The organism is Bradyrhizobium sp. AUGA SZCCT0160 (assembly GCF_018130105.1).
In the GTDB taxonomy this organism is placed as follows: Bacteria; Pseudomonadota; Alphaproteobacteria; order Rhizobiales; family Xanthobacteraceae; genus Bradyrhizobium.
This window is the reverse complement of record NZ_JAFCMD010000005.1, coordinates 227,337-253,568: the sequence shown is the minus strand read 5'-3', so window position 1 is coordinate 253,568 and position 26,232 is coordinate 227,337. Positions and strand designations below refer to the sequence as shown.

Genomic DNA, 26,232 nt, shown 5'->3' with positions numbered 1-26,232 from the left:
GCAAAGGATAGCACATGTCGGAGTTGCGTTGCGGCCAAGGCGGCGGGATTACGTAGGGCGGGTTCTCTTTAACCCGCCGCCCGATTGCGAGATGCGGGTTAAAGAGAACCCGCCCTACGAAGGTCTCCCAAAAAAAATCCGCCGGAGAAATCTCCGGCGGATCGTTGATGCTGCGTAACCTTAGGCGCCCTTACGCCTTCATGTTCGCCTTTACCGCCTCCGCCGTGATCGGCAGCGCGCGGATGCGGGCGCCGCAGGCGTTGAAGATGGCGTTGCCCAATGCTGGTGCGATCACGGTCACCGCCGGCTCGCCGACGCCGGTCGGCTTTTCGCCGTTGGCGATGACGTTGACGGCGACTTCCGGCACCTGGCTCATCCGCAGCGGCGTGTAGCTATCGAAGTTGGTCTGCTCGATACCGCCATCCTTCAGCGTCGCCTTCTCATACATGGCGAGCGAAAGGCCCCACAGCGCCGCACCCTCGACCTGGGCGCGGATGTTGTCGGGGTGCACCTGCATGCCGACGTCGGTGGCCACGGTCAGTTTCTTGACCTTGACCTCGCCGCTTGGCGAGACCGCGACATGGGCCACACAGGCGGTCCAGCTGGCCGTCGCCCGTTCCTGCGACGACACGCAGGCCACGCCCATGCCTTCACCTTTCGGCAGTTTGACGGTGCCGTAGCCGGCCATGCCCATCGCCGCGAGCAGGGTGCTGCGCAGACGCTGCGCGCCACCATCGTTCTTGCCTTTGCCGTCGAGCAGGGAGATCCGGTACTCGGCGGGATCCTTGCCGGCGGCGTGGGCGAGTTCGTCGATCATGCTTTCGACCGCCCAGAAGGTCCAGCCCGGCGCGACCGACCGCAGCTGCCCCGACGGGGTGGCGTTGTGCGCCATCTCGTTCTTGATGGCGCGCACATTGTGATTGGGCACGGAATAGAAGAAATCCGCGCCGTTCACGGTGAACGCATCCAGCGGCCCCTTCTTGTCGACCGAGGGCGACAGGAAATCGGGGATGCCCCAGCGCTGGGTCGGCCACGCACTGACCACGTCGTGATTGAGCGCGATCAGCTTGCCGTCACCATCGAGGCCCGCCTTGACCTTCTGGAAGGTCAGGGGGCGCGAATAGTCCATGGTCATGTCGTTTTCGCGGGAGTAGATCACCTTGACCGGCTTGCCGACGGCTTTCGCCGCCTGCACCGCGGGCACCATCATGTCGGCGTCGAGACGCCGGCCGAAGCCGCCGCCCAGCCACATCTGGTGCATCACGACGAACTTTGGATCTATACCGGCGGCGCCCGCCGCGATCGCGCCGGAGCGCGTCGCGAACTGGTTGCCGGAATAGATATTCAGGATGTCGCCCTTGAACTCCGCGGTGGCGTTCATCGGCTCGAGCGGCGCATGGATGTTGATGCTGGTGGTGTATTCCGCCTCCAGCACTTTCGCCGCCGTCCCGAAGGCCGCCGCTGTATCGCCGTCCTTGACGAAGAACTGCCCGGAATCATCCAGCTTCTGCAGCCGCTTCGCCTCCTCGAGCAATGACTCGCTCGACAGCTTGGCGTTCGGACCATTGTCATAGGCGATCTTCAGCGCTCCTGCGGCTTTCTTCGCATTGGCATAGGTGTTGGCGACCGCCACCACCCAGCCCGTCGTGCTGCCGGTCTTGTCGTCGAGCGTCACCGCCTTGATGAAGCCCGGCACTTTCTTGGCTGCGGAATCATCAACCGATTTCACTGTGGCGCCAAAACGCACCGGCGGGGTCACGACAGCGCCGTAGACCATGCCCGGCAAATTGACGTCGATGCCGTATTTGGCCGTGCCGTTGCTCTTCGGCGGGATGTCGAGCTGCGGAACGGAAACGCCGACCATGGTGTATTGATCGGGGGTCTTGAGCTTGATCGCCTTGAGTTCGTCCGGCGTAAAGGTTTTTGTAATTTTGCCGCTCTTGACGATGTCGGCAAAACTCATCGACTTCTTCGACTTCGGATGCGACACGGTGGAATCGCGCACCACCAGTTCGCCGGCGGGAACGCCCATGATCGTGGCCGCTGCCTGCGTCAGCGCGATCCGCCCCGCGGCGCCCGCGCGGCTCATCGCATCGAAGTTCATCATGGTCGACCAGCTGCCGCCGGTGATCTGCGCGCCCAGAACGGGATCGTTGAACTTCGGATCGTTGGAGGCGAGCTGAACCCGCATGTCCTTCCAGGACGAGCCGAGCTCTTCGGCAACGATCTGCGCCATGGTGGAAGCGATGTGCTGGCCCATATCGGCCTTGCCGCACGTCACGGTGACCAGGCCATCGGGTCCGATCGAGTACCAGACGCTGGGATCGAATTTGGCGGGTGCCGCCAGCGCCTGATCGGCGCCGAGCAGGCCGGGGACAGCGGAGTAGCCGAGCGCAAGACCCGCGGCGGCGGTGCCGACGAGAAAGGAGCGGCGGCTGAGGTCGGCGGGTTCGCGGTCCAATTTTTCCTGTGCGATCTTTTTTACGTGCGTGTTCATGTGGGCCTCCGCTCGGTGCCGGCGTTGGACGCGGTGCGCATGTCGGCGGCGGCGCGCAGAATCGCCTTCTGGATGCGGGAATAGGTCATGCAGCGGCACAGATTGCCGTCCATATGCGCAACCACTTCTTCCTTGGTCGGATTGGAATTCTTGGACAGCAGCGAAGCCGCCTGCATGATCTGGCCGGACTGGCAGTAGCCGCATTGCGGAACCTGCTCGATGATCCAGGCCTTCTGCAGCGGATGATCGCTCTTGGGGCTGAGGCCTTCGATGGTGGTGATCTTCTTGCCGACGGCCTCGCTGACCGGAGTCTGGCAGGACCTGACGGCTTCGCCGTTGACGTGAATCGTGCAGGCGCCACAGAGGCCGGCGCCGCATCCGAATTTCGTACCGGTCATTTGCAATTGTTCGCGAATGACCCATAGCAGCGGCGTATCGTTCGCCGCCTCGACGGACATATTCCGCCCGTTGATATTCAGATTTGGCATTTGCGCTCCCCTTCCGGTGTTGGAAGCCGCTTACGGCGGCAACTCACTGTTGGGCATTTGCTGACACCCACCGGGTCGATGTCAGTCGGCGCGCAGAATGATACCGATCGGAATTAGAGGCAATGCAATTTGGAATCGTTCGAAGGGAATAAAATTATGAAAAATCTGGTTGTGCGCTGCGGCAAGGTCTTGCGCGTGCCATTGATTTGGAATGCCCGCGGCGTGGGCACGGTCCGCCATTTCCGCATTTCCCAACCGCTGACGGATCGCGCTAGGATGCCGAATTACGCATGATTGTTTTGGGAAAATCGCAATGCCGAAGATCAACCGTGGCGGCGTCGACATCTATTACGAGGTGCATGGCAGCGGCCCACCGCTGCTGTTGACCCACGGTTATTCCTCGACCTCCGGGATGTGGCAGGGCCAGATCGAGGCGCTGTCGAAACATCACAAACTCGTGTTGTGGGACATGCGCGGCCACGGCCAGTCGGATTATCCCGATGATCCCGCAGCCTACAGCGAAGCGCTGACGGTGGCCGACATGGCGGCATTGCTCGACGAAGTCGGCGCCGCCAAGGCCATCATCGGCGGGCTGTCGCTTGGCGGCTACATGTCGCTGGCGTTCTATCGCAACCACCCGGAGCGCGTGCGGGCGCTGCTGATCATCGACACCGGACCCGGCTTCAAGAAGGACGATGCGCGCGAGGTCTGGAACAGGCGCGCCCATGACACCGGCGACCGTTTCGAGCGCGATGGACTGGACGTTCTGAAAGCCGCCAGCCGCGAACGCTCCGGCGTCAGCCATCGCGACGCGTCGGGACTGGCGCGGGCCGCGCGCGGCATGCTGATCCAGCGCGACGCGCGCGTGATCGAATCGCTGCCCGACATCAAGGTGCCGTCGCTGGTCGTGGTCGGCGCCGACGACACGCCATTCCTGGCCGCGTCCGATTACATGGCGGCAAAAATTCCCGGCGCGAAGAAGGTGGTGGTTCCGGCCGCCGGCCACGCCGTGAACATCGATCAGCCGCAGGCTTTTATCGAGGCGGTGCTGCCGTTCCTTGGCGGTCTCGATACCAAGGCAAGCGCGAGGGCCGCGTCATGAAGGCGATTGCCGCCGCTTCGCTGCTTCTCATCGCCGGCGCCGCACCCGCGCTCGCGCAAAAGCTGCCGCCGTTCGGCGGTCCCTACCCGCCGCCGTTCACCGAAACCCTGTCGAACACCACGCCGCTGGCGTTCGGCATGGATGCGATGGAAGCCGAACGCGCGCTTGGCACCCCGCTCAATTACGTCAAGGGTCGGCCGGGCGATGAGGTGTTCCTCACGTTCCGCGATCTCGGCGGCAGCGGCTTGTTTCCCAGCAAGCACCGGCTCTATCTGCAATTCCGCAAAGGCCGGCTGGCGGGCTGGAAGGGCGACTGGGGTCACAACTGGATGTGGCAATAACCGCCGCCTTCCCTGCAACAGGCTTCGTGCAACCCTTCGACAAAAAGCAACTTCAACAAAAAGGATTGAAACGTGGGACAGGATATTACACTGACGGCTTCGGACGGTTTCAAACTCGGCGGCTATCGCGCCGATCCGGCGGGCGCGCCAAAGGCGGCCATCGTGGTGATCCAGGAGATCTTTGGCGTCAATCACCACATTCGTTCGGTGTGCGATCGCCTCGCAGGCGCCGGCTATGTCGCGATCGCGCCGTCGATCTTCGACCGCATCACACCCAATTTCCAGAGCGGCTATTCGCCGGACGAAGTCGCGAACGCGCGAAAGTTCGTTGCCAATCCGGATTGGGCGGCGATGCTGCTCGACAGCCAGGCCGCGATCGATGCGGTCAAGAGCGTGGGTCCGGTCGGCATCATCGGCTTCTGCCTCGGCGGCAGCATCGCCTTCGCCGCCGCGACCAAACTGACGGAGCTATCGGCCGCGGTCGGCTATTACGGCGGCGCCGTCGTCCGCTTCGCCGACGACAAACCGAAAGTGCCGACGCAATTGCATTTCGGTGAAAAGGACGCCGGCATTCCCTTGACCGACGTCGAGACCATCAGGACCAAGCGGCCCGACGTCGAAGTCTATGTCTATCCCGGCGCGCAGCACGGCTTTCACTGCGACGAGCGGGCCAGCTACGACAAGACCAGCGCCGACATCGCCTGGCCGCGCAGCCTCGATTTCTTTGCCAGGCATTTGAAGTGACGACGAAGTCATCATACTCCACTGTCGTCCCGGCCTTGAGCGCAGATGCGCAATTGCGCATCGGGGGACCCATACTCCGTGACTTTGCAGAAGGTCTCTAACGCCGGCGATCTCACCGATAGGCCGCGGCGTATGGGTCCCGGCTCAAGGCCGGGACGACGGATAAATTGTAGCCGCGCTCTCGCCCGCCTTACTCGCCCTTGACGCCGGTGGCTTTCACGACATCCGCCCAGCGCGCGGAGTCGCGGCGCAGGGTGGCTGCGAAGGTTTCCGCCGTACCGCCGACCGGCATCAGGCTGACCGTCTCGAGCCCCGCGGTGCCCTCGGGGGAAGCGATGATGCGCGCCAGTTCCGCGGACAGTTTCGTGACGATGTCCTTGGGCGTTGCAGCGGGCACGAAGACACCGACCCAGCCTTCGGTCTCAAAGCCGGGGAAACCGAGTTCGGCGAGCGTCGGCACGTTCGGCAGCTGGGTCCTGCGCTTTTCGCCGCCGACCGCCAGCGCCCGGACCTTGCCTGCCTGGATTTGCGGGCCGGCCGTGGTCAGGTCGACGAAGCCTGCGGTCACCGTGTTGTTGAGCAGATCGTTCACCAGCGGCGCCGCGCCACGATAGGGAACATGGGTCATGTCGATGCCCGCGTTCTTCTTCAGGAGTTCGCCGTAGAGATGTGACGTCGTCGCGTTGCCGAACGAGCCGTATGGCACCTTGCCGGGGTTCGCCTTGGCGTGATCGATCAGTTCCTTGACCGTCTTGATCGGCTGCGCCTCGGGGACCGTCAGCACGATCGTCGAGAGCCCGACCTGGGTCACCGGCGCGAGATCCTTGAAGACGTCGTAGGGCAGTTTCGCAACCAGGCTCGGCGCCTGGATGATCTGGGTGATGGCGACCAGCACGGTGTAGCCATCGGGCTGCGCCTTGGCGACGTAATCATTGCCGACCACACCGCCGCCGCCCGACTTGTTTTCGACGACGACAGGCTGCTTCCACGCTTCCGACAGTTTGTTGGCCAGGAGGCGCGCCGAAACGTCGGTGGCTCCGCCCGCGGGATACGGCACCACGAAGGTTATGCGCCGCTCCGGATAGGACTGCGCCGCCGCTTGATCGGCGGACACGCACACCGCCGTCATCGCAATGCCTGCGATCATGGCAGCTGAAATGGCGGTGCGCACGAGCTTGATTGGCAGCCGGATGCTCATCTTTTCTCCAAGTGATTGATAGGTTGATTTCGCTGGATTGCGTTGACGGCGGCATAGGCCGCCGGCCTGGGAGAGGCAAGTTCCGATCCGGCGCCTGACGCCGAATGCGCTGATTCACCACAGCCGGCCATGACAATGCCGCTGCACGGAATTTTCCGACCAGCACCGCCGTTAGATTTGCGGCTAGAACCAGCGCTCGCCGACCAGCACCGTATCGCCCGGGCTGATCGAGGTGCCGGGCGGCACGATGTAGCGCGCGGTTCCCGAAGCGTCGGTGTGCGTGACCGTGACCCGGTCGCGCCGCGCGCGGGGCGAGAAACCGCCGGCAATCGCCACCGCGCTCTCGACGGTCATGTTGGGCACGTAAGGATATTGTCCGGGCGCCGCCACTTCGCCGAGGATGAAGAACGGACGGTAGGCTTCGATCTCGACCGCAACGGAGGGATCACGGATGAAGCCGGCGCGCAGCTTGGCTGCGATCTCGGCCGCGAGACCGGCGGGCGTGCGGCCGCGCGCCGGCACCGAGCCGATCAGCGGAATCGTGATCGAGCCGCCGGCATCGATCGCGTAGGTATTGGTGAGGCCTTCCTGGCCGTAGACCACGACGCGCAGCCTGTCGCCGGCATCGAGATGATACGACGTGTCATAGCGGACCGGTTCGGCATAGGCGACGGGCGCTGCGACAACCACGGGCGCGGGCGCGTAAACCGGACGCGGCGTTCTGGCAAAGGACGCGCGCATCGCGCTGATGGCGCCGCCGCCGCTATTGTCCACGACGGCGACCGGCGCCGGCGCCGCGCCATAGGTCATGGCGTCGAGATCGGCTTGCGGCGCGACCGCGACGGGTCCGGCCGTGCGCATGCACCCCGACAGAGCGAGCGCGGCCATCATCGCAGCGATCGAAAATTGAAACGCGCGCGCAACTCGCACCGGAGCATCCCTCAAAGCGAGACAGCTCTAGTCTTGCACCGGTTATGGTTAACAAAACGTTTTTTTGGGTGGGGTCCTCAACGGAACACAGCGAGCAGACCACCGTCATTGCGAGCGCAGCGAAGCAATCCATCTCGCCGCAAAAAGAAAGAATGGATTGCTTCGCTTCGCTCGCAATGACGGGGCTAGGCGGCGCTCACATCAACACCGATCGGGCACGACACGCCGGTGCCGCCCAGCCCGCAATAGCCGGCCGGATTCTTGGCGAGATATTGCTGATGATAGTCTTCGGCAAAATAGAATTCGCCTGACGGCGCGATCTCGGTGGTGATGGCGCCAAGACCCTTGGCTGCCAGCGCCTTCTGGTACATCGCCTTCGACGCATCGGCGGCTTTGGCTTGCGCATCGCTGCGCGTGTAGATCGCGGAACGATATTGGGTGCCGACATCATTGCCCTGGCGCATGCCCTGCGTCGGGTTGTGATTTTCCCAGAACGTCTTCAGCAGCGCCTCAAAGGAGATCTTCTTCGGATCGAACACGACCAGCACCACTTCGGTGTGACCGGTGCGGCCCGAGCAAACTTCTTCGTAGGTCGGATTGGGCGTGTGGCCGCCGGCGTAACCGACGGCGGTCGCAAAGATGCCCTCGCCGAGTTGCCAGAACTTGCGCTCGGCGCCCCAGAAACAGCCGAGCGCGAACACCGCCTGCTCGAGACCGTCAGGATAAGGCGGCTGCAGCTTGCGGCCGTTGACGAAATGGGTTGACGCGGTCGGGATCGGCGTGGCGCGGCCCGGCAGCGCTTCGGCGGCACTCGGCAACGCGGTGGTCTTGCGCATGAACAACATGGATTGCCTCCAGGCGGAACATCGGCTGGCGCGCAAACGGCGGCAGCGGGCTCACTTCTATATAAGGCTTTACGCGGGTTGCCGCAGCCCTGTTACGCAAGCCTCCTTAGATTAAGCCTTGGCAACGCCGGCCTTGCCGAACCAAAGCCTGTCAGTCCCGCGAATAGCCGATCAGCGGCTTGCGGGGCCGGAACAGGATCATCAAGAGAATGCCGAACACGCCCAGCACCGCGAACACCGGCTGGTCCAGCAGGACCTTGATGACGCTGTTCCAGAGCCAGGGCGCGGCACTCTCAACCGAAGTGCGAAACGCCAGCTGGCTGGACTGGTGGATGTCGTTCCAGAACTGCCCAAACCGGGTGAAACGCAGAGTCTGGTCGGCGACATACCGTGCGCCGTCATAGACCATGAAGATGAATCCGCCGGCCAGGAGCAGCAGGCCAATTAGCCGGAAGAAACCGCGGATCATGCGTCACCTTATACCTGTCGGGCCCGGAGGGCCGTCAGCCCAATACCGGGCCCCCCAAATAAATTCAACCTCGTCAGCACCTTATGCGCCATTTCCGGCCGGATTTTCCGGTTTTGGGAGGGTCCGGAAAGCGTTGACGGTGCAGAACCAGCCCTCTATAAGACCCCCAATGGCGGCGGGCGCAATCCCGCCGCCGCTGTTCTTTGAGCCGCGCCGCGGTGGGAGCATTTTGGCTCCCGAGCATGGCGACCTCAAGGACACCTTGAAACACACCAGCGCAATTTGAACGGCCGGCGCGCTCAAGCCCGACCACCCGAGCGATGACAGCCGAAGGATAGTTGAGAACATGGCCAATACCACTTCCGCCAAAAAGGCGACCCGCAAGATTGCCCGCCGCACCATCATCAACAAGTCGCGCCGCACCCAGATGCGTGGTGCGGTTCGCACCGTCGAAGAAGCCATCGAGAGCGGCGACCGCGATGCAGCGTTGAAGGCGATGGCGCGCGCGGAACCGGAACTGATGCAAGCCGCGCAGCGCAACATCATTCACAAGAACAACGCGAGCCGGAAGGTGTCACGCCTGACGCACCAGATTGCCAAGCTTGCGAAATGAACTGACGGGAAAAAATATTCGTCAAAAAAGCCCGGCCCTGGCCGGGCTTTTTCTTTTTTCCAATTCGATTGTCCCGTTGCTGCACAGTCGAGCGCGTGTCATATTTCTTCGGCCCCGTAGTTTTACGCGGTGCAGTTTGTTGCAACGGCAATGCTGTGCGCAGACGCGAGATGCACAGCACGTTTTGCTGCGCGAGATTCAAGTTTTGTTGCGCGGGGTTCAAAAAGATTCCCGCGGTTTACCCGCAACAGCCGCGCGAGAGTTACCCTAAAAAAGAATCGCGAAAAACTTCGTCTCGCTAACCACTTATCCACATAGCGACTTCAAGCGGTTTGAAAACCGGTCCGCGCAAGCGCGATTGTAACGGTTTCTTAAAATTTTTCTCGAGTGCGTCGAAAATTGTCACGATGCGCAAGCGCGCGCGATTCTGTTCACGAATCCAAAAACTTGCTTTCGAGTGTCACAATTGCAGCGCGGCCACACAGCCGAAGACTCGGTCACGCACGTCGATTCACGGATTGTCAGAATTTCCGCTTGGTGTACATCTATGGTCGTTCGCGACGCCCACGGCTCTCCAGACCAGCGCGGTTTGAGACCCAAGGGTGGACGTGCAAATCGGCGGCGGTGTGCGCGTTAGCGACGCTTTCCAAGCGATGCTAAGTTGGTAACTCATAGCAATATGAGAATGGTTGTTCTGTGTCTAAATTTCTCAGGCGTGGCGTGCAGGTTTCGCGTGTCGATGACTAGGGAGATAAGGCAGGTGTTGGCAACCGCATCGTTGGGAACGCGTAGCGCGTGAACGTGTTGAAGACGACAGACTGAGGTTACGCGGCGGCGCAGCGCCGGGCATCGATGTTCGGTAGCGGCAGACTGACTTTGAAAAACACTTTCGACATGACAACTCGCCGCGCGCTTTCGCGGCGAGAGGGGGAGGCACTATGCTTTACGGAATCGCGGCATTAGACGGACGCATTTCACAACAGACCGTATTGGTTTCTCCAGCCTTCTTTTCCAACCATTCCTCGGTGCGAACTCCGGATGGACCGTCGAGTACGCGCTGACCTCACGGGAAACCTTCTTCTCCAACCGACAATCTGACCAGCGGCGGTTCGCGCCGAACGGTCGATCCATGTCCGGAGTTGAAGTCCCGTTTGAGGTCGCGCCTTGCAGCACACCTGTTGGCAGGAACCCTGCAAGGCGATTTAGCAACGAACATTACTCTTTCAGAGAAGTTATCAGGCAATGACGAATATCGAACAGGATCGCTGGTCACGGGTGAAGGGTCGGTTGCGGACGACGGTAGGCGAAGACGTCTATACGAGCTGGTTCGCGCGCATGGATCTGGAAGGCGTGCAGGACGAGAACGTCCATCTGTCGGTTCCGACCCGGTTCCTCAAGAGCTGGATCCAGGCGCATTACGCCGATCGCGTTCTCGCCTGCTGGCAGGCCGAGATGCCTGAGGTGCACCGGATCGACCTCACCGTGCGCACGGCGATGCGATGCGCCGCACCCGCGAAGGAGGCTCCTGCGCCGGCCGATCAGCGCCGCGTCGAGCATGCCAACGGCCGTCCTGCGCCCGAGCTGCGCGCCACCGCGACTGCGCCGGTGTCCGCGAGCCATGATGCGCTCGGCGGCTCGCCGCTCGACCCGCGCCTCACCTTTGCAAGTTTCGTGATCGGCCGCTCCAACACACTGGCGCATGCGGCGGCACGCCAGGTCGCTGAAGGGCGGCGCGGCGATGCCGTGATGTTCAATCCTCTCTATATTCACGCCGGCGTCGGTCTCGGCAAAACCCATCTGCTGCAGGCCGTCACATGGGCCGGCAATTCCGGCAACGAGCGCAAGGTACTCTATCTCACCGCCGAGAAGTTCATGTACGGCTTCGTCGCGGCGCTGAAAACGCAGACGGCGCTGGCGTTCAAGGAAGCGCTGCGCGGCATCGACGTGCTCGTGATCGACGATCTGCAATTCCTGCAGGGCAAATCGACCCAGGCCGAGTTCTGCCATACGCTCAACGCGCTGATCGATGCCGGCCGCCAGGTCGTGATCGCGGCCGACCGCCCGCCGTCCGATCTCGAAAGCCTCGACGATCGCGTGCGCTCGCGACTGGCCGGCGGCCTCGTCGTGGAAATGGGTTCGCTCGGCGAAGAGCTTCGGCTCGGCATCCTCAAATCGCGCGTCGCCGCGGCCCGTGCCCATCATGCGAGCTTCGACGTGCCGGAACCGGTGCTGGACTATCTGGCGCGCACCATCACCCATAACGGCCGGGATCTCGAAGGCGCCATCAACCGGTTGCTCGCGCACTCCAAGCTCAACGCCCAGCCGGTGACGCTGGAAATGGCCGAGCGCGAAGTCCGCGACCTGATCCGTCCGCAGGAACCGAAGCGGATCAAGATCGAGGACATCCAGCGCGTGGTGGCCCGGCAGTATAATGTCAGCCGTTCGGACCTGTTGTCCTCCCGGCGCACCGCCAATGTGGTTCGCCCGCGCCAGGTCGCGATGTACCTGGCCAAGACGCTGACGCTGCGGTCGCTGCCCGAGATCGGCCGCCGGTTCGGCGGACGCGACCACACCACGGTGCTGCACGCCGTGCGCAAGATCGAGGCACTGGTGTCCCGGGATACCGCGCTGTCGGAAGAGGTGGAATCGCTGAAGCGCCAATTGCAGGAATGAACGCAGCCGTTCCGGCCTAGTGCGCAATAGCGCACGGGGCGCCGGAACCCATACTCCGCGGCCGGGCGTTTGGGCACCCTGGCCGACGGCTTATGCAAGCCACACGCCTGTGGTTATGGGTCCCCCGATGCGCAATTGCGCATCTGAGCCTGCGCCGGGACGACGGTGAATTTGCCCGCAAACCTTGGGAAACGGCGTCGCTATCCCTTGCGCTTGGGCTCTATCCGCGCCACCTTGCGGTCCCCCCGAAGGTTTGATCAAGTCCCATCTTGATCCGGCTTTCGGGTTTCAATGGCCGCGGCGCGCCTTCAGGGCCGCCCGGCTTTTCCATCTTAGGGATCAGGCGGGTATTGCAATGAAGGTCACCGTCGAACGCGCGCAACTCCTGAAATCGCTGGGCCACGTCCATCGCGTGGTCGAGCGCCGCAACACCATCCCGATCCTCGGCAACGTGCTGATCCGTGCCGAAAACGCCAAGCTGTCGCTGAAGGCCACCGACCTCGACCTCGAGGTGACGGAAACCCTGGCGGCGGAAACCGGAACCGCCGGCTCGACCACCGTGCCGGCGCATATGTTCTACGACATCGTCCGCAAGCTGCCCGATGGCGCGCAGATCGTACTGGAGGCCGACGGCGACCGTTCGGTGCTGGCGATCCGTGCCGGCCGTTCGCGCTTCACGCTGCAGACCCTCCCCGAAAGCGATTTTCCCGATCTGGCAGCCGGCGACATGACGCATTCATTCTCGCTGGCCGCCGCCGACGTCAAGCGCCTGATCGACCGCACCCAATTTGCGATCTCGACCGAAGAGACCCGCTATTACCTCAACGGCATCTACCTGCACTCGGCCGGCAGCGCCAAGGCTGCGACCCTGCGCGGGGTGGCGACCGACGGACACCGGCTGGCGCAGATCGATCTGGTTCTCCCGAAGGGCGCTGTCGGCATGCCCGGCGTGATCGTGCCGCGCAAGACCGTCGGCGAGGTGCAGCGGCTGATCGAGGACAATGAAGCCGAAGTCTCGATCGAATTGTCGCAGGGCAAGATCCGCTTCACCCTCGGCAATGTGGTGCTGACCTCGAAACTGATCGACGGCACCTTCCCGGATTACGGCCGCGTCATTCCGCAGAACAACGACAAGGAACTGATCGTCGACAAGAAGGATTTCGAGGCTGCGGTCGACCGCGTCTCGACCATTTCGAGCGAACGCGGCCGCGCGGTGAAACTGGCATTGTCGGCCGGCAAGCTGGTGCTATCGGTGACCAACCCGGATTCCGGCAGCGCCACCGAAGAACTCGAAGTCGAATACGCCTCCGACGCGCTCGATATCGGATTCAACTCACGCTATCTGCTTGATATCGCCGCCCAGATCGAAGGCGAAGTCGCGGTGCTGCGGCTGGCCGATCCCGGCTCCCCGACCCTGGTGCAGGACAAGGACAACAAAGGCGCGCTCTACGTGCTGATGCCGATGCGGGTGTGAGGAATTAGCTGTCATTGCCGGGCTTGACCCGGCAATCCATCACCTTCGAAAATGACCTATTGGGTATACATTCTCGCAAGTAAGCCCGGTGGAACGCTATATGTTGGCGTGACAAACAATCTGGTGCGGCGCGTCTACGAGCATCGAGAGGGTTTGGCAGACGGCTTCACCAAGAAGTACGGCATCAAGACATTGGTATATTTTGAGCCGCACGAAGCAATCGCCACGGCACTTCAACGCGAGAAGAACATCAAACATTGGTCGCGCGAGTGGAAAATCGACCTGATTATCGCGAGCAATCCCGACTGGCGAGATTTGTACGAAGAGATTGTCCGCTAGCGCGGACGATGGATTGCCGGGTCAAGCCCGGCAATGACAACCTGATATGACCCCTTCCCGCATCCACAAGCTGACGCTGACGCATTTTCGCAATTATCGGGCGGGGAGCGTGCAGACGCGCGGAGACGTCGTGGTGCTGGTGGGACCGAACGGCGCCGGCAAGACCAATTGCCTCGAGGCGATCTCGTTTCTGTCGCCGGGACGGGGCTTGCGGCGCGCGACGCTGGAAGATGTCGCGGACAATCAGGGCGACGGTTCCTGGGCCGTCTCCGCCGAAGTCGAGGGCGCGCTGGGGCTTGCGACGCTGGGCACCGGTATCGATGCGCCGGCAAATGAAAACAGTTCCACTGGCCGGCGCTGCCGGATCGATCGCGAGCCGGTGAGTTCGGCAACGGCGTTCGGCGATCATTTGCGCATGGTGTGGCTGACACCGGCGATGGACGGGCTGTTTCTTGGCGCCGCCTCGGAACGGCGGCGCTTCTTCGACCGGCTGGTGCTGGCGATCGACAGCGAGCATTCCAGCCGCGTGTCGGCGCTGGAGCGTTCGCTGCGCTCGCGCAACCGGCTGCTCGAAGTGCGCAATTACGATGACCATTGGTGCGACGCGATCGAGCGCGAAACCGCCGAGCTTGCGGTCGCGGTTGCCGCCACCCGCGGCCAGACCGTGACAAAACTCGCAGCGATGCTGCGCGAGCGCGGTGCGGCTTCCGCGTTTCCGTCGGCGCAGATCATGCTCGACGGCTGGATGGAGAATGCGCTGGTGAGCGAACCTGCGACGGCCGTGGAGGATCGTTACCGCGAGATCCTGCGCGCTAGCCGGCCACGCGACGCCGCGGCCGGCCGTACGCTGGACGGTCCGCATTTGACCGACCTGCAGGTGGTCTACGCGCCGAAGAACATGCCGGCGCGCGATGCCTCCACCGGCGAACAGAAGGCGCTGCTGATCGGGCTGGTGCTTGCCCATGCCACGCTGGTCGCCGAGATGACCGGCATCGTGCCGCTGTTGCTGCTCGACGAGGTCATCGCACATCTCGATCCGGGCCGGCGGAAAGCACTGTTCAATGAGCTGGCAAAACTCGGCGCGCAGGTCTGGATGACCGGCGCCGATCCGGCGGCATTCGCCGATATCGGCGCATCCGGCGAGGTTTTCGACGTCGATTCCGGCCAAGTCGCCCGTCGCCCCTGAGCAACAGGCGCCCGGTTGAACCTCAACGCCCACCCGCGCGACTAGACTCCAGTAATCGCGCCATCGATGCGCGGCCATCGCTGCTGCGCCAGGCATCGGCAATATCCGGAGATACCCATGTTTGGAACGACGCGCGGGACGCTGGTCCCGGCACGAAAACACCTGTTTGCTCTCACCCTCGCGGTGATCGCCAGCGTGCCGGTTGCCGCCAGCGCCGATTACACCGCTGACACCATGGTCGATGTCCGCACCCTGCCGCAGCCCGAAGGCGCCGTGGAAAAAACGGCCGAGACCAAAACCCATCACGGCAAAACCTATCGATTGACCTACGACATTCCGGCTTCCGTCGCGGCCACGGCCGCGGCGACGAAGAAATCGCTGGCCGCCGACGGCTGGGTGGAATATGTGCGCCCGCTCGAAAACACCTCCTCGTCGGCTTTCAAGAGAGGACGGCAAGGACTGAATATGAGCGTCTGGCTGGGCAAGCAATCCACCCTGTCCTATAATAGCTACATCCCAATTTATGCGAACGTGCCGTTCCCGCCAGGTGCCGCCGACATCCTCTACGACGAGCGGCGGCCCTATCTTGGCTGCATCGCCCCGACCGGGTTCGACGCAACGCTCGACTTCTTCCGCAAGGAGATGGAAGCGATCGGCTGGAGGCCGCTCGAAGCCGCGGAGGCGGCCGCGCGCTGGCCGAACGCGCAGCTCAGCGAGACGATCGAGAACGGCGTGCGCGCCTATTACAGCCATGATGCCAAGAATGGCCCTCATCAGCAGCGGCCGGTGATGCTGACGCTGCAGCGCCGCGACGACGGACGGACCGGCGTGGAGATCCGGGTTGCGCCATTTGCGATGCCGGAAAAGCTCGAAGCCGCTGACGACGTGTCCGGCCTGCCGATACCGAAGACAACCCAGAGCCTGCGCGGTTCCGGTGATTCCAATTCGGTCGACCGCAGCCTGGACATCGGCGTCGTTGCCGAGCTTCCCGCAACGCTGGCGTTTTATCGCCGCGAGTTTGCGGCGCGGAGCTGGACGGAAGAGACGCGCGGCGCCGTCGTCACCCCGGACAACGTCACGCTGAATTTTTCCTCGGCCGAGCAAACCGCCACGCTGAAGCTCAGCCGCCGATATGACATGACGATGGTCAATGTCGCGACTCACATGAAGGAAGCCGCCCTCGCCGCGCGCGCCAAGGCCAAGAAGGAAGCCGACGCGAAGTTTCTCAGCGATGCGGCGGCCATGGCAAAGGAGATCATCGCAGCCGACGAAGTGCGGCGGGTGGCCCAGGCCGCCAAGCTGTCGGACGCGCCGCTGCGCGCCCTTGCCGACAATTCGAAACCCGTACCGCTGCCCGAGAACGCCGAAGAGGTGAAGTTCGAAGCCGCCGATGGCCGCCTCGATTTCTATTCCCCCTCGACCGTGAGAGCGGTCGCGGCGTTCTATAGCGGCGCGCTGAAGGCTCAGGGCTGGAAAGAGAAGCCCTCGCCCATCAACCATGCCGCCATGGCCGTGATGGAGTTCTCCAAAGGCGGCAAGGCGATGTCGCTCACGATCATGCAGATGGGCCCGAGGGCGAAGATCAGCGGCTACGGATCGGCGCTGGTGGTGGCCGATGCGAAGATGGCCGCCAAGCCCGGTGCAGCAGACGCCACTCAGGCGTCCAGCGGCGCCAAAGCGGCGGTGCAGGTTCTCGAAGCCGACCCCGAAACCGATGCCGACGCGCCGTTTCCGATGCCCAAGCAGCGTGGTTCGACTGTCTCCCGCGGAAGTGGAAAGCTGCCTGGCAGCAACGCTCCGTTCCGCCGGGAACTCGAAATCAGCGTTCCTGCGGATCTCGCTTCCGTGCTCGCCTTCTATCGCACCGAGCTTGGCAAACGCGGCTGGAAGGAATCCGCGGAGCGCGCCGTCGTGCAGGCAGACCGCATGCAACTGGCATTTGCGTCGCCCGATGGGCCCGCACAGCTAAAACTCGGCCGCGCCAAGGACGAGACCACCGTCAGCCTCGCACAGAAATATACCGAGGTCGCCGCAAAGGCCGGCGTGATCCCGAAGCCGGGTCAGGCCAGGCTGGTGTTCGGCAACATGGGCGGCGGTGAAGCCGCGGTCACGATCAACAAGCAGACGATCAAGCTCGCTGCCGGTGCCGGCGGGCCGCAATCGGCGAAGCCTCCGATGCTCGACCTGCCGCCGGGCAAATACGCCTATTCCGTGAAGGTCGCGGGCCGTCCGGCACGAAACGATACGGTCGAAGTGACCGCTGACGACGCCTGGGGCCTGATCATTGCGCCGAGCGGAGATGCGTTGTCGCTGCAGATGTATTGAGGGGCCTGGCGCGGCGTGCTCGCGGGCGCTTGCGTCCCGGGCACGCGGGGTGGTTGCACCGTTCTCCGGCAGCTCCGTTGCGGCCTGCCATTTTCTGCCGCAACGGCATCTGAAAAACAGGCACTTGAAGGCCCGGAATCATCCCTCGAATCGTCCTTTTCAGAGGCCGCCGAATCGCCCTTTGAGCGCCTTGAAAGAGCGCCAAAAAACACTATTTATTCAATAGCTTGAAGACGGAGACTTTGCGCTAGGCGCATGGCCTCTTTCATGGCACAAATAGATCAATCAGCGCCTCATATTGCGCAGCTGATTCGGGACACCTCGAAGGCCTTACATGACAGAACCTGCCCGGCAGACACCTGCCGACACTGAGCATCCCATTCCGATTGAATATGGCGCGGAATCGATCCGGGTGTTGAAGGGCCTCGACGCCGTGCGCAAGCGGCCGGGCATGTATATCGGCGACACCGATGACGGATCCGGCCTGCACCACATGGTGTACGAGGTCGTCGACAATGCGATCGACGAAGCGCTTGCCGGTCACGCCAGCGCGGTCGAAGTCGTGCTCAATGCCGACGGCTCGGTGACGGTGCGCGACGATGGCCGCGGCATTCCGGTCGACATCCACAAGGGCGAAGGCATTTCCGCGGCCGAAGTCATCATGACCCAGCTGCACGCCGGCGGAAAATTCGACCAGAACTCCTACAAGGTCTCCGGCGGCCTGCACGGCGTCGGCGTCTCCGTCGTCAACGCGCTGTCGAGCAAGCTGCAGCTTCGAGTCTGGCGCGACGGCAAGGAGCATTACATCGAGTTCGCCCACGGCGATTCCGTTGCCCCGCTCAAGGTGGTGGGTGAAGCCAATGGCAAGCGCGGCACCGAGGTGACGTTCTTTGCGTCGTCCGAAACCTTCACCAATGTCGAGTATGATTTCGCGACGCTGGAGCATCGCCTGCGCGAGCTCGCGTTCCTGAATTCCGGCGTCAATATCGTGCTATCCGACATGCGCCATGCGGTCGAAAAGCGCGAGGTGATGCAATACGCCGGCGGCGTCGAGGAATTCGTCAAATATCTCGACCGCAACAAGAAGGCGATCGTGCCCGCCGCGATCATGGTGCGGGCGGAATTGAACGACATCGGCGTCGAGGCCGCGCTGTGGTGGAACGACAGCTACCACGAGAACGTGCTGTGCTTCACCAACAACATCCCGCAGCGTGACGGCGGCACCCATCTGGCCGGCTTCCGCGGCGCGCTGACGCGCCAGGTCAACGGCTATGCCGAGGCCAACGCGAAAAAGGAAAAGATCGCGCTGACCGGCGACGATTGCCGCGAAGGCCTCACCGCGGTGCTTTCGGTAAAAGTGCCGGACCCGAAATTCTCGTCGCAGACCAAGGACAAGCTGGTCTCCTCGGAAGTGCGCCCGGTGGTCGAAAACGTGCTCAACGAAGCGCTGGCGGCATGGTTCGAGGAACACCCGTCAGAAGCCAAGGTCATCGTCGGCAAGGTGATCCAGGCCGCCGCCGCGCGCGAAGCCGCCCGCAAGGCGCGCGAACTGACCCGGAAGAGTCCGCTTGGTAGCTCCTCGCTGCCCGGCAAGCTCTCGGATTGCCAGGAAAAAGACCCCGCCAAATCCGAACTGTTCATCGTCGAGGGTGACTCCGCAGGCGGCAGCGCCAAGATGGGCCGCAACCGCGAATTCCAGGCGGTCTTACCGCTGCGCGGAAAGATCCTCAACGTCGAGCGCGTTCGCATGGACAAGATGTTGTCCAGCGAGCAGATCGGGATACTGATCGCAGCGCTCGGCACCGGCATCAGCGACGATTTCAGCGCGGACAAGCTGCGCTACCACAAGATCATCCTGATGACGGACGCCGACGTCGACGGCTCGCATATCCGCACGCTGCTGCTGACCTTCTTCTATCGGCAGATGCGCGAATTGATCGACCGCGGCCATCTCTTCATCGCCCAGCCGCCGCTCTACAAGGTGACACGCGGCAAGTCCGAGCAGTACCTGAAGGACGAGCGCGCGCTGGAGGATTACCTGATCGCAGCCGGCCTCGACGATTGCGTGTTCAAGCCGGCCACGGGCTCGGAGCGTGGCGGCCGTGACCTGCTGTCACTGGTGGAGGACGCCCGCGTCATCCGCGGCATCCTGCATAATCTGCACAGCCGCTATAACCGCATGGTGGTCGAGCAGGCTGCGATCGCCGGCGTTTTGAGCCCGAAGATCACAAGCGATATCAGCAACGCCAATGCCGCCGCCGATTACATCGCCAAGCGGCTCGATGCCCTGGCCGACGAAGTCGAGCGCGGCTGGAGCGGGCGCTTCACGGAGGGTGAAGGCTTCCTGTTCGAACGCACCGTCCGCGGCGTCAAGGATGCCGCCATCATCGACGACGCGCTGCTCGGCTCCGCCGACGCCCGCAAGCTCGACGATTACGCGGCGAAGCTGCAGGAGGCCTATCCGAAGCCGGGCCTGTTGCGCCGCAAGGATGCCGAGATCGCGATTCACGGGCCGGTTAGCCTGTTCGAAGCGGTGACCGACGCCGGCCGCAAGGGCGTGGCGCTGCAGCGCTACAAAGGTCTCGGCGAGATGAATCCGGAGCAGCTCTGGGAAACCACGCTCGACACCAACGAGCGCTCGCTGCTGCAGGTGAAGATCAAGGAGGTCGACGAGGCCGACGACATCTTCACCAAGCTGATGGGTGACGTGGTCGAGCCGCGCCGCGAATTCATCCAGGATAACTCGCTCAGCGCCAATGTCGACGTGTGATGCACGGAGTTCCAGTGGCGCCCATCCAGTACATCGTTGAAGGCGGCCACCGGCTTGCGGGCACCATCGAGCCGTCGGGCAACAAGAACGCGGCGCTGCCGATCATCGCGGCGGCGCTGCTGACCGACCATCCGGTCACGCTCGAAAACGTTCCGCGGATTCGCGATACCGAGACGCTGGTCGAACTGATCCGCTCGGTCGGCGCCGCGGCCGAGTGGGAGCAGCGCAACACGCTGAAAATCCACGCCAAGGAAATTCGCGCCGCCGATCTCGATCCCGAACTCTGCGCGCGCATCCGCGCCTCGATCCTGCTGGCGGGGCCGCTGCTGGCCCGCTGCGGCGAGGTGGCGCTACCGCCGCCCGGCGGCGATGTCATCGGCCGCCGCCGCCTCGATACGCATTTTCTGGCCTTCGAACAGCTTGGCGCCACCGTCACGGCGACGCATCGGCTGGAGTTCCGCGCCTCGCGACTGAAGGGCGCCGACGTTTTCCTCGACGAGCCCAGCGTCACCGCCACCGAAAACGCGCTGGTCGCCGCGGTCGCCGCCCACGGCACGACGTATCTGCGCAACGCCGCCTCCGAGCCGCATGTGCAGGACCTCGCCAACTTCCTCGTCGCGCTCGGCGCCAAGATCGAGGGCATCGGCACCAACACCATCGTCATCCACGGGCCGGCGACGCTGGGTGGGACCAGCTACGCGATCCAGCCCGACCATATCGAGGTCGGCTCGCTGATCGGGCTCGCCGCGGTGACGCGCTCGCCGCTGCGCATCGCGCGCGCCGGCGTCGAGCATCTGCGCTCGGTCCGGATGGGCTTTGAGCGGCTCGGCATCGTCTGCGGCGTCGAAGGCGACGATCTCGTGGTGCCGTCCGGCCAGACCATGAAGATCCAGGACGATTTCGGCGGCCATGTGCCGAAGCTCGAAGACCAGCCCTGGCCGGCCTTTCCCGCCGACCTGATGTCGATCGCCATCGTCACCGCAACGCAATGCGACGGCGTCATCCTGATGTTCGAGAAGATGTTCGAATCGCGGATGTTCTTCGTCGACAAGCTGATCTCGATGGGCGCCCGCATCGTGCTGTGCGACCCGCACCGGGCCATCGTGGCGGGCCCGAGCCGGCTGCGCGGGGCATTGATGACGTCGCCCGATATCCGCGCCGGCATGGCGATGCTGCTGGCGGCGGTGGCCGCGGAAGGCACTTCCACCATCAACAATGCCGACCAGATCGAACGCGGCTATGAGCGGATCGAGGAACGGCTCAATGCACTCGGCGCCAGGATTACGCGGGTGCCGGCGCGCGACGGCGGATAGAGCGTTTTCAAGCGAAGTGGACGCCGGTTCGCGTGAAGAAGACGCGTCCAAACCAAAATCTACCGCAGCCACCGTCACTTTTTCGGCCCGTCGCCGTGTTAGTCCTGATCCATGACCTCGCTCGACAAAATCGACGCAACCTCGCTCGCGCCTGTCCCGGCGGCGCGGACGCGCGGCCATCTGGCTGAGGAGTTCGCCGAAACGCTGAAGCTCGCGGTGCCGCTGGCGCTGACCCAGCTCGGGCAGATCGCGATGATGACGACCGATCTGGCGTTCATCGGCCGGCTCGGCGGCGAAGCGGTTGCCGCGGCAGCCCTCGCGCATACGGTCTTCTTCGTGATCTTCACGTTCGGCCTCGGCCTGGTGTCTGCCGTGGCGCCGCTGGCGGCACAGGCTTTCGGCGCGCGCGATCCGCGCATGGTGCGGCGCGCGCTGCGCGTCGGCCTGTGGGCGGCGGTGTTGATCTCGGCGCCGCTGATGATCCTGCCGTTCCGCGGCGAGGCGATCCTGATCGCGCTCGGCCAGGCGCCGGCTGCCGCAAAGCTTGCGCAACAATATCTGTTCGGCCTCGCCTGGGGCATCCTGCCGGCGCTGTGGTTTATCGCGATACGCGGCTTCATGAGCGCCGTGAACCGGCCCGAGCCGGTGCTGTGGATCACGCTGGCCGCGATCCCGGCCAATGCGCTGCTGGTCTATCCGCTGCTCTACGGCAAATGGGGCCTGCCTGAGCTTGGGCTGTTCGGCGCGGGCCTTGCGACCAGCATCGTCAATCTCGGAACGTTCCTCGCCGGGCTGTGGTTCACCGCGCGCCGCCGGCCGTTCCGCAAATATCACGTGCTCGGCCGCATCTGGCGGATCGACTGGCCGTTGATGGGCAAGCTCGTCGTCATCGGCGCGCCGATCTCGATGGCGTTTATGCTCGAATACGGATTGTTCGGCGCGGCCGGCCTGCTGATGGGCCTGATCTCAACCACCGCGCTCGCCGCGCACCAGATCGCCCTGCAGATCGCGGCCATCCTCTACATGGTGCCGTTCGGGATCAGCATGGCGGCCACCGTCAGGGTCGGACATGCGGTCGGGCGCCGCGACCGCGACGCCGTCAGGCGCGCTGGCTATGTCGCGATCCTGCTCGGGACGGTGTTCATGGCGACGATGACGCTTGCCGTGATCCTGGGACGGTTCACGATCGCCGAACTGTTCCTCGGCGAAGCCGTCGACGCCACGGCGACGCTGACGGCAACGCTGCTGCTGGTCGGAACCACCTTTTTCATCACCGACGGGATTCAGACCGTCGCCAACGGCGCGCTGCGCGGCATGAACGACACGCGCATCCCCCTGTTGTTCGCCACCTTCAGCTACTGGCTGGTCGGCTTTACCTGCGCCTGGGCGCTCGGATTTCGGACATCGCTTGGCGCCGGTGGCGTCTGGGTCGGGTTGTCTGTCGGCACCGTCGTGTTTGCTATTCTGCTGATCTTGCGCTTCCGCCTGCTGTCGAACAGACTGGCGTTGCAATGACCGTTCGTGAAGTCACACCCGCCATCGACCCGAACACACTGCCCGGCGCGCAGTTTGCCGACGCTTTCCGTATCGAAATCGGCGATCGCGCCCTCAATGCGCGGCAGGCAGCCGAGCGCATGATGGCGCGGCAGCCGCGATGGGCCGAAGCGCTGCTGACCCTGCGCAACATTCTGGTGACGCCGTTTGGCCTCAAGACGTCAGGCGCCGGTTCTAAACCCAGAGAGATGGTCGGGATATTCCCGATCGTGAGCGAGCAGCCAGACCGGCTGGTCGCCGGCTTCAATGACAAGCATCTGGATTTTCGCATCGTCGTCGACGTCGCGACATCAGGCGCCGCCCGGGAGGTCACGGCAACCACGCTGGTGCTGACGCACAACTGGCTGGGGCGGACCTATCTGGCCGTCATCATGCCGTTTCACCGGCTGATCGTCCGCAGCCTGCTGCGTCAGGTCGCGGTCTGAATCGGCACATAAGCCGATCTCCATCGACCCATTGCCCGGCGTGAACCTGTTGTTCCGAACCTGCGACTGAAACCGGGAGACCGTGGCTGACGGCCGTGGTCGCACGACCTTTTTTTGCGTCGGCGGCAGCTTCTGCCTGCAGCCTTGCGCCCCCGCGTTCGGAGACCCTCATGCGTCTGGTAAAGTTCTTCCACCGCCCACCGGGCGATGATGATCGCGGTCTGCTGTTCATGCCCGGCGACGAGCCGACAGTCATCGGCAAGTATATGAACGAGGCGCCGGGTGCGCGGAAAAAAGACGAGTTCCTGCGCAAGGCATATTCCAAACCCAAGACCGCCGTCGCCACGTTCCGCCGGCAAGCCGCCGAACTCACCGCAGCCGGCTATGTCGAAACCACGCACACGGATTACATGCTGCGCAATCTGCTGCCGGATCCAGAGCCCAAGCCCGACTGGCAAAAAGGCCTCGACGATCTGATGCTGGCAGCGCTGGGCGAACCGCTTGACGTGCAGGCCAAATATCTTGCCGCGCTTCGGGATACGCCCGCGGCAAGCCAGCCGCTCTATCTCTGGCTCGCCGCCCATCACGGCTATGCCGACGATCAGGACAACGACCAGATCATTGCGCTTGCCGAACGCGGGCGCGACACCATCACCGCCCACCGCGCCGCCAAGACGCCGCACTATTTCTGGTCGATGGAGGATCGCGACCTCGAGGCCCGAATATTGGAGGTTCTGAGCTGGGCGCATCTGCGCGTTGATAATCCAAAGGCCGCGCTGGAGGCGATCGAAGAGGCCTGTCGGGTCGACCCAGGCCAGGACCGCGGCGTGCAGCGCGCGACAATTCTGGTCGAGCACTTTCCGGAGCGGCAGGAAGAGGCTTTCGATGACGCCTACAAATATCACCAGTTTGGCGGCTACGAAGACATCATCGCGCTGCCGGCCTATGCCGACTATGTCAAACGGAGAAAACGCAAATCGAAATCCGACAAGGGCTGGCGTTGGCACACCAAGAAGCCGGCAAGCGAAAGCGACGTGCTGCAGGCCGAGCAAGCGCTCGGCGCCACACTGCCGAAAGATTATCGGGAATTCCTCACGACATACGGCTCGACCGAATTGCAGGTCCGGCTGCCGGAAGATTCGGCCGAACTGTGCTTCTACCGGCCGACCGAACTGGCGACCCAGCGCAACAATCTGTTCGACTACATCACGCGCTTCGAGAAGGATCCGGAAAAGGTCGACGCTTACTTCCGCGAGCAGTACGGCGTGGCCGCGCGCGACCTGCTGCCGGTCGCCGCGCCCTCGCAGCACAGCCGCTGCCTAGTGATCAACCTTGGGCAGGGCGAACGCTTTGGCTGGTGTTTTGAGTGGGACCATGACGGCAGCTGGGAACTCACACAGGCCGCGCCCAGCTTCGACGCCGCGCTGAAGGCGCTGACCTCCGGCATCGAGAAGCGCGATGCCGCCATGCTCGGTTTTCTCGGCATATATCTCGACTGACCATAGCGTTTTCGAGCGAAGTGCATCCCGGTTCGCGTGAAGAAAACGCGTCAAGTATGAACCATCAGCGGCGTTGCGCCCGCGCGTTCGGAGATTCCCATGTATCTGGCAAAATTCTTTCACCGCCCACCGGGGGACGATGACAGGGAATTGCTGTTAATTACCGACGGCGATCCGATCATTCTGGGCATCCTCATGCGTGAGGACCTGGAACCGGGCGAAGACCAGTATTTGCGCGACGAATTTTCCGACATGGAAACCGCCGTCGCGGCGTTCCGCCGGCATGCCGCCGAACTCGTCGCGGACGGCTACATGGAAACCACCCACACGGATTATACGCTGCGCAATCTGCTGCCGGACCCAGAGCCCAAACCAGACTGGCAAAAGGGGCTCGACAACCTGATGCTGGCGGCGCTGGGCGAATCCCTCGAAGCGCAGGCAAAACATCTTGCCGCGCTTCGGGACACGCCGGCGGCAAGTGAACCGCTTTATCTCCTGCTCGCAGCCAATCACGGTTATTTCGACGATCAGGACGATGAGGGAATCATCGAGCTTGCCCAACGCGGACGCGACACCATCGTAGCCCGCCGTGCGGCCAAGAGGCCGTATTACGCCTGGTCCATCAGGGAAAGCGACCTCGAGGCCCGCATGCTGGAAGTCCTGAGCTGGGCGCATCTGAGCGCCGATGATCCGAAGGTCGCGCTGGAGGCAATCGAAGAGGCCTGCAGGGTCGACGCAAGCGTGGACCGCGGCGCGCAGCGCGCGATGATTCTGATTGACCACTTTCCGGAACGGCAGGAAGAAGCTTTCGATTACGCCTATAAGTATCGCGAGTTTGGCGGCTACGAAGAGATCATCGAGCTGCCGGCCTATGCCGACTATGTCGCGCGGCGGAAAGGCATATCGGAATCCGACAAGGGCTGGCGCTGGCACACCAAGAAGGCCGTGAGCGAAAGCGACCTGCTACAGGCCGAGGAGGAACTCGGCGCCAGGCTGCCGAAAGATTACCGCGAATTCCTCGCACAGCATGGCGAGGGCGAATTGCAGGTCCGGCTGCCGGACGATTCGGCCGAACTGTGCTTCTACCGGCCGACGGAACTGGCGACCCAGCGCAGCAATCTGTTCAACTTCATCGCGCTCACCGAGGACGATCCGGAGAATATCGACGCCTACTTCCGCGAGCAATATGGCGTGGCGGCGCGCGATCTGCTGCCGGTCGCCGAACCCGCCCATCACAGCCGCTGCCTGGTGATCAATCTCGGGCAGGGCGAGCGCTTCGGCTGGTGCTTCCTGTGGGACCATGACGGCGCCTTCGAACTGGAGCAGGCCGCGCCCAGCTTCGACGCCGCATTGAAAGCCCTCACCGACGGCATCGCGAAACGCGATGCCACCGCACTCAGCTTTCTGGGCGTTTATCTGGACTAGATTCTTATTCTAACGCGTTTTC

At 63.3% G+C, this 26,232-nt stretch carries 22 protein-coding genes; 15 read left to right on the top strand and 7 right to left on the bottom strand.

Going from position 1 to position 26,232, the window contains the following annotated elements; all coding sequences use genetic code 11:
* Positions 1–190: 190 nt before the first annotated feature.
* The 3 genes from JQ558_RS11115 to JQ558_RS11105 all read right to left on the bottom strand — a co-directional run bounded on the left by JQ558_RS11115 (position 191) and on the right by JQ558_RS11105 (position 3,225).
* The gene (locus tag JQ558_RS11115) at positions 191–2,497 is read right to left on the bottom strand and encodes a molybdopterin cofactor-binding domain-containing protein (RefSeq protein ID WP_212293646.1); all 2,307 of its coding nucleotides are present in this window, start codon (positions 2,495–2,497) and stop codon (positions 191–193) included.
* A complete protein-coding gene (locus tag JQ558_RS11110) occupies positions 2,494–2,985 on the bottom strand; it encodes a (2Fe-2S)-binding protein (protein ID WP_212293645.1) in 492 nt (163 codons plus the stop codon). Before JQ558_RS11110 ends, JQ558_RS11115 begins: the two co-directional genes overlap by 4 nt.
* Positions 2,986–3,066: 81 nt before the next feature.
* On the bottom strand, positions 3,067–3,225 hold the full coding sequence (locus JQ558_RS11105) for a hypothetical protein (protein ID WP_212293644.1): 159 nt from the start codon (positions 3,223–3,225) through the stop codon (positions 3,067–3,069).
* A gap of 73 nt (positions 3,226–3,298) precedes the next feature.
* Between JQ558_RS11105 and JQ558_RS11100 the strand changes: the two genes are divergently transcribed.
* The 3 genes from JQ558_RS11100 to JQ558_RS11090 all read left to right on the top strand — a co-directional run bounded on the left by JQ558_RS11100 (position 3,299) and on the right by JQ558_RS11090 (position 5,172).
* Positions 3,299–4,087: an alpha/beta fold hydrolase gene (locus JQ558_RS11100; protein WP_212293643.1), complete on the top strand. Its 789-nt coding sequence runs from the start codon at positions 3,299–3,301 to the stop codon at positions 4,085–4,087.
* Positions 4,084–4,428 carry a hypothetical protein gene (locus tag JQ558_RS11095; RefSeq protein WP_212293642.1) on the top strand — a complete coding sequence of 115 codons (345 nt, stop codon included), beginning with the start codon at positions 4,084–4,086 and terminating at the stop codon, positions 4,426–4,428. Before JQ558_RS11100 ends, JQ558_RS11095 begins: the two co-directional genes overlap by 4 nt.
* A 72-nt stretch (positions 4,429–4,500) precedes the next feature.
* The gene (locus tag JQ558_RS11090; RefSeq protein WP_212293641.1) at positions 4,501–5,172 is read left to right on the top strand and encodes a dienelactone hydrolase family protein; all 672 of its coding nucleotides are present in this window, start codon (positions 4,501–4,503) and stop codon (positions 5,170–5,172) included.
* 190 nt (positions 5,173–5,362) lie between these two features.
* Here JQ558_RS11090 and JQ558_RS11085 read toward each other — a convergent pair whose 3' ends face one another.
* The 4 genes from JQ558_RS11085 to JQ558_RS11070 all read right to left on the bottom strand — a co-directional run bounded on the left by JQ558_RS11085 (position 5,363) and on the right by JQ558_RS11070 (position 8,614).
* On the bottom strand, positions 5,363–6,370 hold the full coding sequence (locus JQ558_RS11085; RefSeq protein WP_212293640.1) for a tripartite tricarboxylate transporter substrate binding protein: 1,008 nt from the start codon (positions 6,368–6,370) through the stop codon (positions 5,363–5,365).
* A gap of 183 nt (positions 6,371–6,553) precedes the next feature.
* The gene (locus tag JQ558_RS11080; protein ID WP_312014897.1) at positions 6,554–7,300 is read right to left on the bottom strand and encodes a polysaccharide biosynthesis/export family protein; all 747 of its coding nucleotides are present in this window, start codon (positions 7,298–7,300) and stop codon (positions 6,554–6,556) included.
* A 185-nt stretch (positions 7,301–7,485) separates the two neighbouring features.
* Entirely contained in the window at positions 7,486–8,145 is a 660-nt protein-coding gene (gene msrA, locus JQ558_RS11075) for a peptide-methionine (S)-S-oxide reductase MsrA (RefSeq protein ID WP_212293639.1), read from the bottom strand.
* 151 nt (positions 8,146–8,296) lie between these two features.
* Positions 8,297–8,614 (bottom strand): hypothetical protein, encoded by a 318-nt coding sequence (locus tag JQ558_RS11070; protein WP_212209919.1) that lies wholly within the window; start codon positions 8,612–8,614, stop codon positions 8,297–8,299.
* A gap of 346 nt (positions 8,615–8,960) precedes the next feature.
* On the opposite strand from JQ558_RS11070, the gene rpsT reads away from it, so the two are divergent.
* The 12 genes from rpsT (at position 8,961) to JQ558_RS11010 (ending at position 26,210) form a co-directional block, all read left to right on the top strand.
* Positions 8,961–9,227 carry a 30S ribosomal protein S20 gene (gene rpsT / locus JQ558_RS11065; RefSeq protein WP_212209920.1) on the top strand — a complete coding sequence of 89 codons (267 nt, stop codon included), beginning with the start codon at positions 8,961–8,963 and terminating at the stop codon, positions 9,225–9,227.
* Between the two features lie 1,242 nt (positions 9,228–10,469).
* Positions 10,470–11,900, top strand: coding sequence for a chromosomal replication initiator protein DnaA (dnaA, locus tag JQ558_RS11060; RefSeq protein ID WP_212275776.1), 1,431 nt, complete (start codon positions 10,470–10,472; stop codon positions 11,898–11,900).
* Positions 11,901–12,255: 355 nt separating this feature from the next.
* Positions 12,256–13,374, top strand: a complete 1,119-nt coding sequence (dnaN, locus tag JQ558_RS11055) for a DNA polymerase III subunit beta (RefSeq protein WP_192736315.1) — start codon at positions 12,256–12,258, stop codon at positions 13,372–13,374.
* A gap of 51 nt (positions 13,375–13,425) precedes the next feature.
* Positions 13,426–13,713: a GIY-YIG nuclease family protein gene (locus JQ558_RS11050; RefSeq protein WP_212209923.1), complete on the top strand. Its 288-nt coding sequence runs from the start codon at positions 13,426–13,428 to the stop codon at positions 13,711–13,713.
* A 46-nt stretch (positions 13,714–13,759) separates the two neighbouring features.
* Positions 13,760–14,899 (top strand): DNA replication/repair protein RecF, encoded by a 1,140-nt coding sequence (recF, locus tag JQ558_RS11045; RefSeq protein WP_212275778.1) that lies wholly within the window; start codon positions 13,760–13,762, stop codon positions 14,897–14,899.
* A 117-nt stretch (positions 14,900–15,016) separates the two neighbouring features.
* On the top strand, positions 15,017–17,224 hold the full coding sequence (locus JQ558_RS11040; protein WP_212293638.1) for a hypothetical protein: 2,208 nt from the start codon (positions 15,017–15,019) through the stop codon (positions 17,222–17,224).
* Between the two features lie 334 nt (positions 17,225–17,558).
* Positions 17,559–19,994, top strand: coding sequence for a DNA topoisomerase (ATP-hydrolyzing) subunit B (gene gyrB, locus JQ558_RS11035; RefSeq protein WP_212275782.1), 2,436 nt, complete (start codon positions 17,559–17,561; stop codon positions 19,992–19,994).
* A gap of 14 nt (positions 19,995–20,008) precedes the next feature.
* A complete protein-coding gene (murA, locus tag JQ558_RS11030) occupies positions 20,009–21,307 on the top strand; it encodes a UDP-N-acetylglucosamine 1-carboxyvinyltransferase (protein ID WP_212209933.1) in 1,299 nt (432 codons plus the stop codon).
* Positions 21,308–21,418: 111 nt separating this feature from the next.
* The gene (locus tag JQ558_RS11025) at positions 21,419–22,822 is read left to right on the top strand and encodes an MATE family efflux transporter (RefSeq protein WP_212275785.1); all 1,404 of its coding nucleotides are present in this window, start codon (positions 21,419–21,421) and stop codon (positions 22,820–22,822) included.
* Positions 22,819–23,286 (top strand): DUF2867 domain-containing protein, encoded by a 468-nt coding sequence (locus JQ558_RS11020; RefSeq protein ID WP_212293637.1) that lies wholly within the window; start codon positions 22,819–22,821, stop codon positions 23,284–23,286. The genes JQ558_RS11025 and JQ558_RS11020 overlap by 4 nt, the downstream gene beginning before the upstream one ends.
* Positions 23,287–23,456: 170 nt before the next feature.
* A complete protein-coding gene (locus JQ558_RS11015; RefSeq protein WP_212293636.1) occupies positions 23,457–24,785 on the top strand; it encodes an SMI1/KNR4 family protein in 1,329 nt (442 codons plus the stop codon).
* Between the two features lie 99 nt (positions 24,786–24,884).
* Positions 24,885–26,210, top strand: a complete 1,326-nt coding sequence (locus tag JQ558_RS11010) for an SMI1/KNR4 family protein (protein WP_212293635.1) — start codon at positions 24,885–24,887, stop codon at positions 26,208–26,210.
* Positions 26,211–26,232: the final 22 nt, after the last annotated feature.

What these genes read in the sequence shown, in the direction of transcription:
- JQ558_RS11115 (WP_212293646.1), bottom strand. Translation starts at nt 2,497, where the DNA reads ATGAACACGCACGTAAAAAAGATCGCACAGGAAAAATTGGACCGCGAA.
- JQ558_RS11110 (WP_212293645.1), bottom strand. Translation starts at nt 2,985, where the DNA reads ATGCCAAATCTGAATATCAACGGGCGGAATATGTCCGTCGAGGCGGCG.
- JQ558_RS11105 (WP_212293644.1), bottom strand. Translation starts at nt 3,225, where the DNA reads ATGGCGGACCGTGCCCACGCCGCGGGCATTCCAAATCAATGGCACGCG.
- JQ558_RS11100 (WP_212293643.1), top strand. Translation starts at nt 3,299, where the DNA reads ATGCCGAAGATCAACCGTGGCGGCGTCGACATCTATTACGAGGTGCAT.
- JQ558_RS11095 (WP_212293642.1), top strand. Translation starts at nt 4,084, where the DNA reads ATGAAGGCGATTGCCGCCGCTTCGCTGCTTCTCATCGCCGGCGCCGCA.
- JQ558_RS11085 (WP_212293640.1), bottom strand. Translation starts at nt 6,370, where the DNA reads ATGAGCATCCGGCTGCCAATCAAGCTCGTGCGCACCGCCATTTCAGCT.
- msrA (WP_212293639.1), bottom strand. Translation starts at nt 8,145, where the DNA reads ATGTTGTTCATGCGCAAGACCACCGCGTTGCCGAGTGCCGCCGAAGCG.
- JQ558_RS11070 (WP_212209919.1), bottom strand. Translation starts at nt 8,614, where the DNA reads ATGATCCGCGGTTTCTTCCGGCTAATTGGCCTGCTGCTCCTGGCCGGC.
- rpsT (WP_212209920.1), top strand. Translation starts at nt 8,961, where the DNA reads ATGGCCAATACCACTTCCGCCAAAAAGGCGACCCGCAAGATTGCCCGC.
- dnaA (WP_212275776.1), top strand. Translation starts at nt 10,470, where the DNA reads ATGACGAATATCGAACAGGATCGCTGGTCACGGGTGAAGGGTCGGTTG.
- dnaN (WP_192736315.1), top strand. Translation starts at nt 12,256, where the DNA reads ATGAAGGTCACCGTCGAACGCGCGCAACTCCTGAAATCGCTGGGCCAC.
- JQ558_RS11050 (WP_212209923.1), top strand. Translation starts at nt 13,426, where the DNA reads ATGACCTATTGGGTATACATTCTCGCAAGTAAGCCCGGTGGAACGCTA.
- recF (WP_212275778.1), top strand. Translation starts at nt 13,760, where the DNA reads ATGACCCCTTCCCGCATCCACAAGCTGACGCTGACGCATTTTCGCAAT.
- JQ558_RS11040 (WP_212293638.1), top strand. Translation starts at nt 15,017, where the DNA reads ATGTTTGGAACGACGCGCGGGACGCTGGTCCCGGCACGAAAACACCTG.
- gyrB (WP_212275782.1), top strand. Translation starts at nt 17,559, where the DNA reads ATGACAGAACCTGCCCGGCAGACACCTGCCGACACTGAGCATCCCATT.
- JQ558_RS11025 (WP_212275785.1), top strand. Translation starts at nt 21,419, where the DNA reads ATGACCTCGCTCGACAAAATCGACGCAACCTCGCTCGCGCCTGTCCCG.
- JQ558_RS11020 (WP_212293637.1), top strand. Translation starts at nt 22,819, where the DNA reads ATGACCGTTCGTGAAGTCACACCCGCCATCGACCCGAACACACTGCCC.
- JQ558_RS11015 (WP_212293636.1), top strand. Translation starts at nt 23,457, where the DNA reads ATGCGTCTGGTAAAGTTCTTCCACCGCCCACCGGGCGATGATGATCGC.
- JQ558_RS11010 (WP_212293635.1), top strand. Translation starts at nt 24,885, where the DNA reads ATGTATCTGGCAAAATTCTTTCACCGCCCACCGGGGGACGATGACAGG.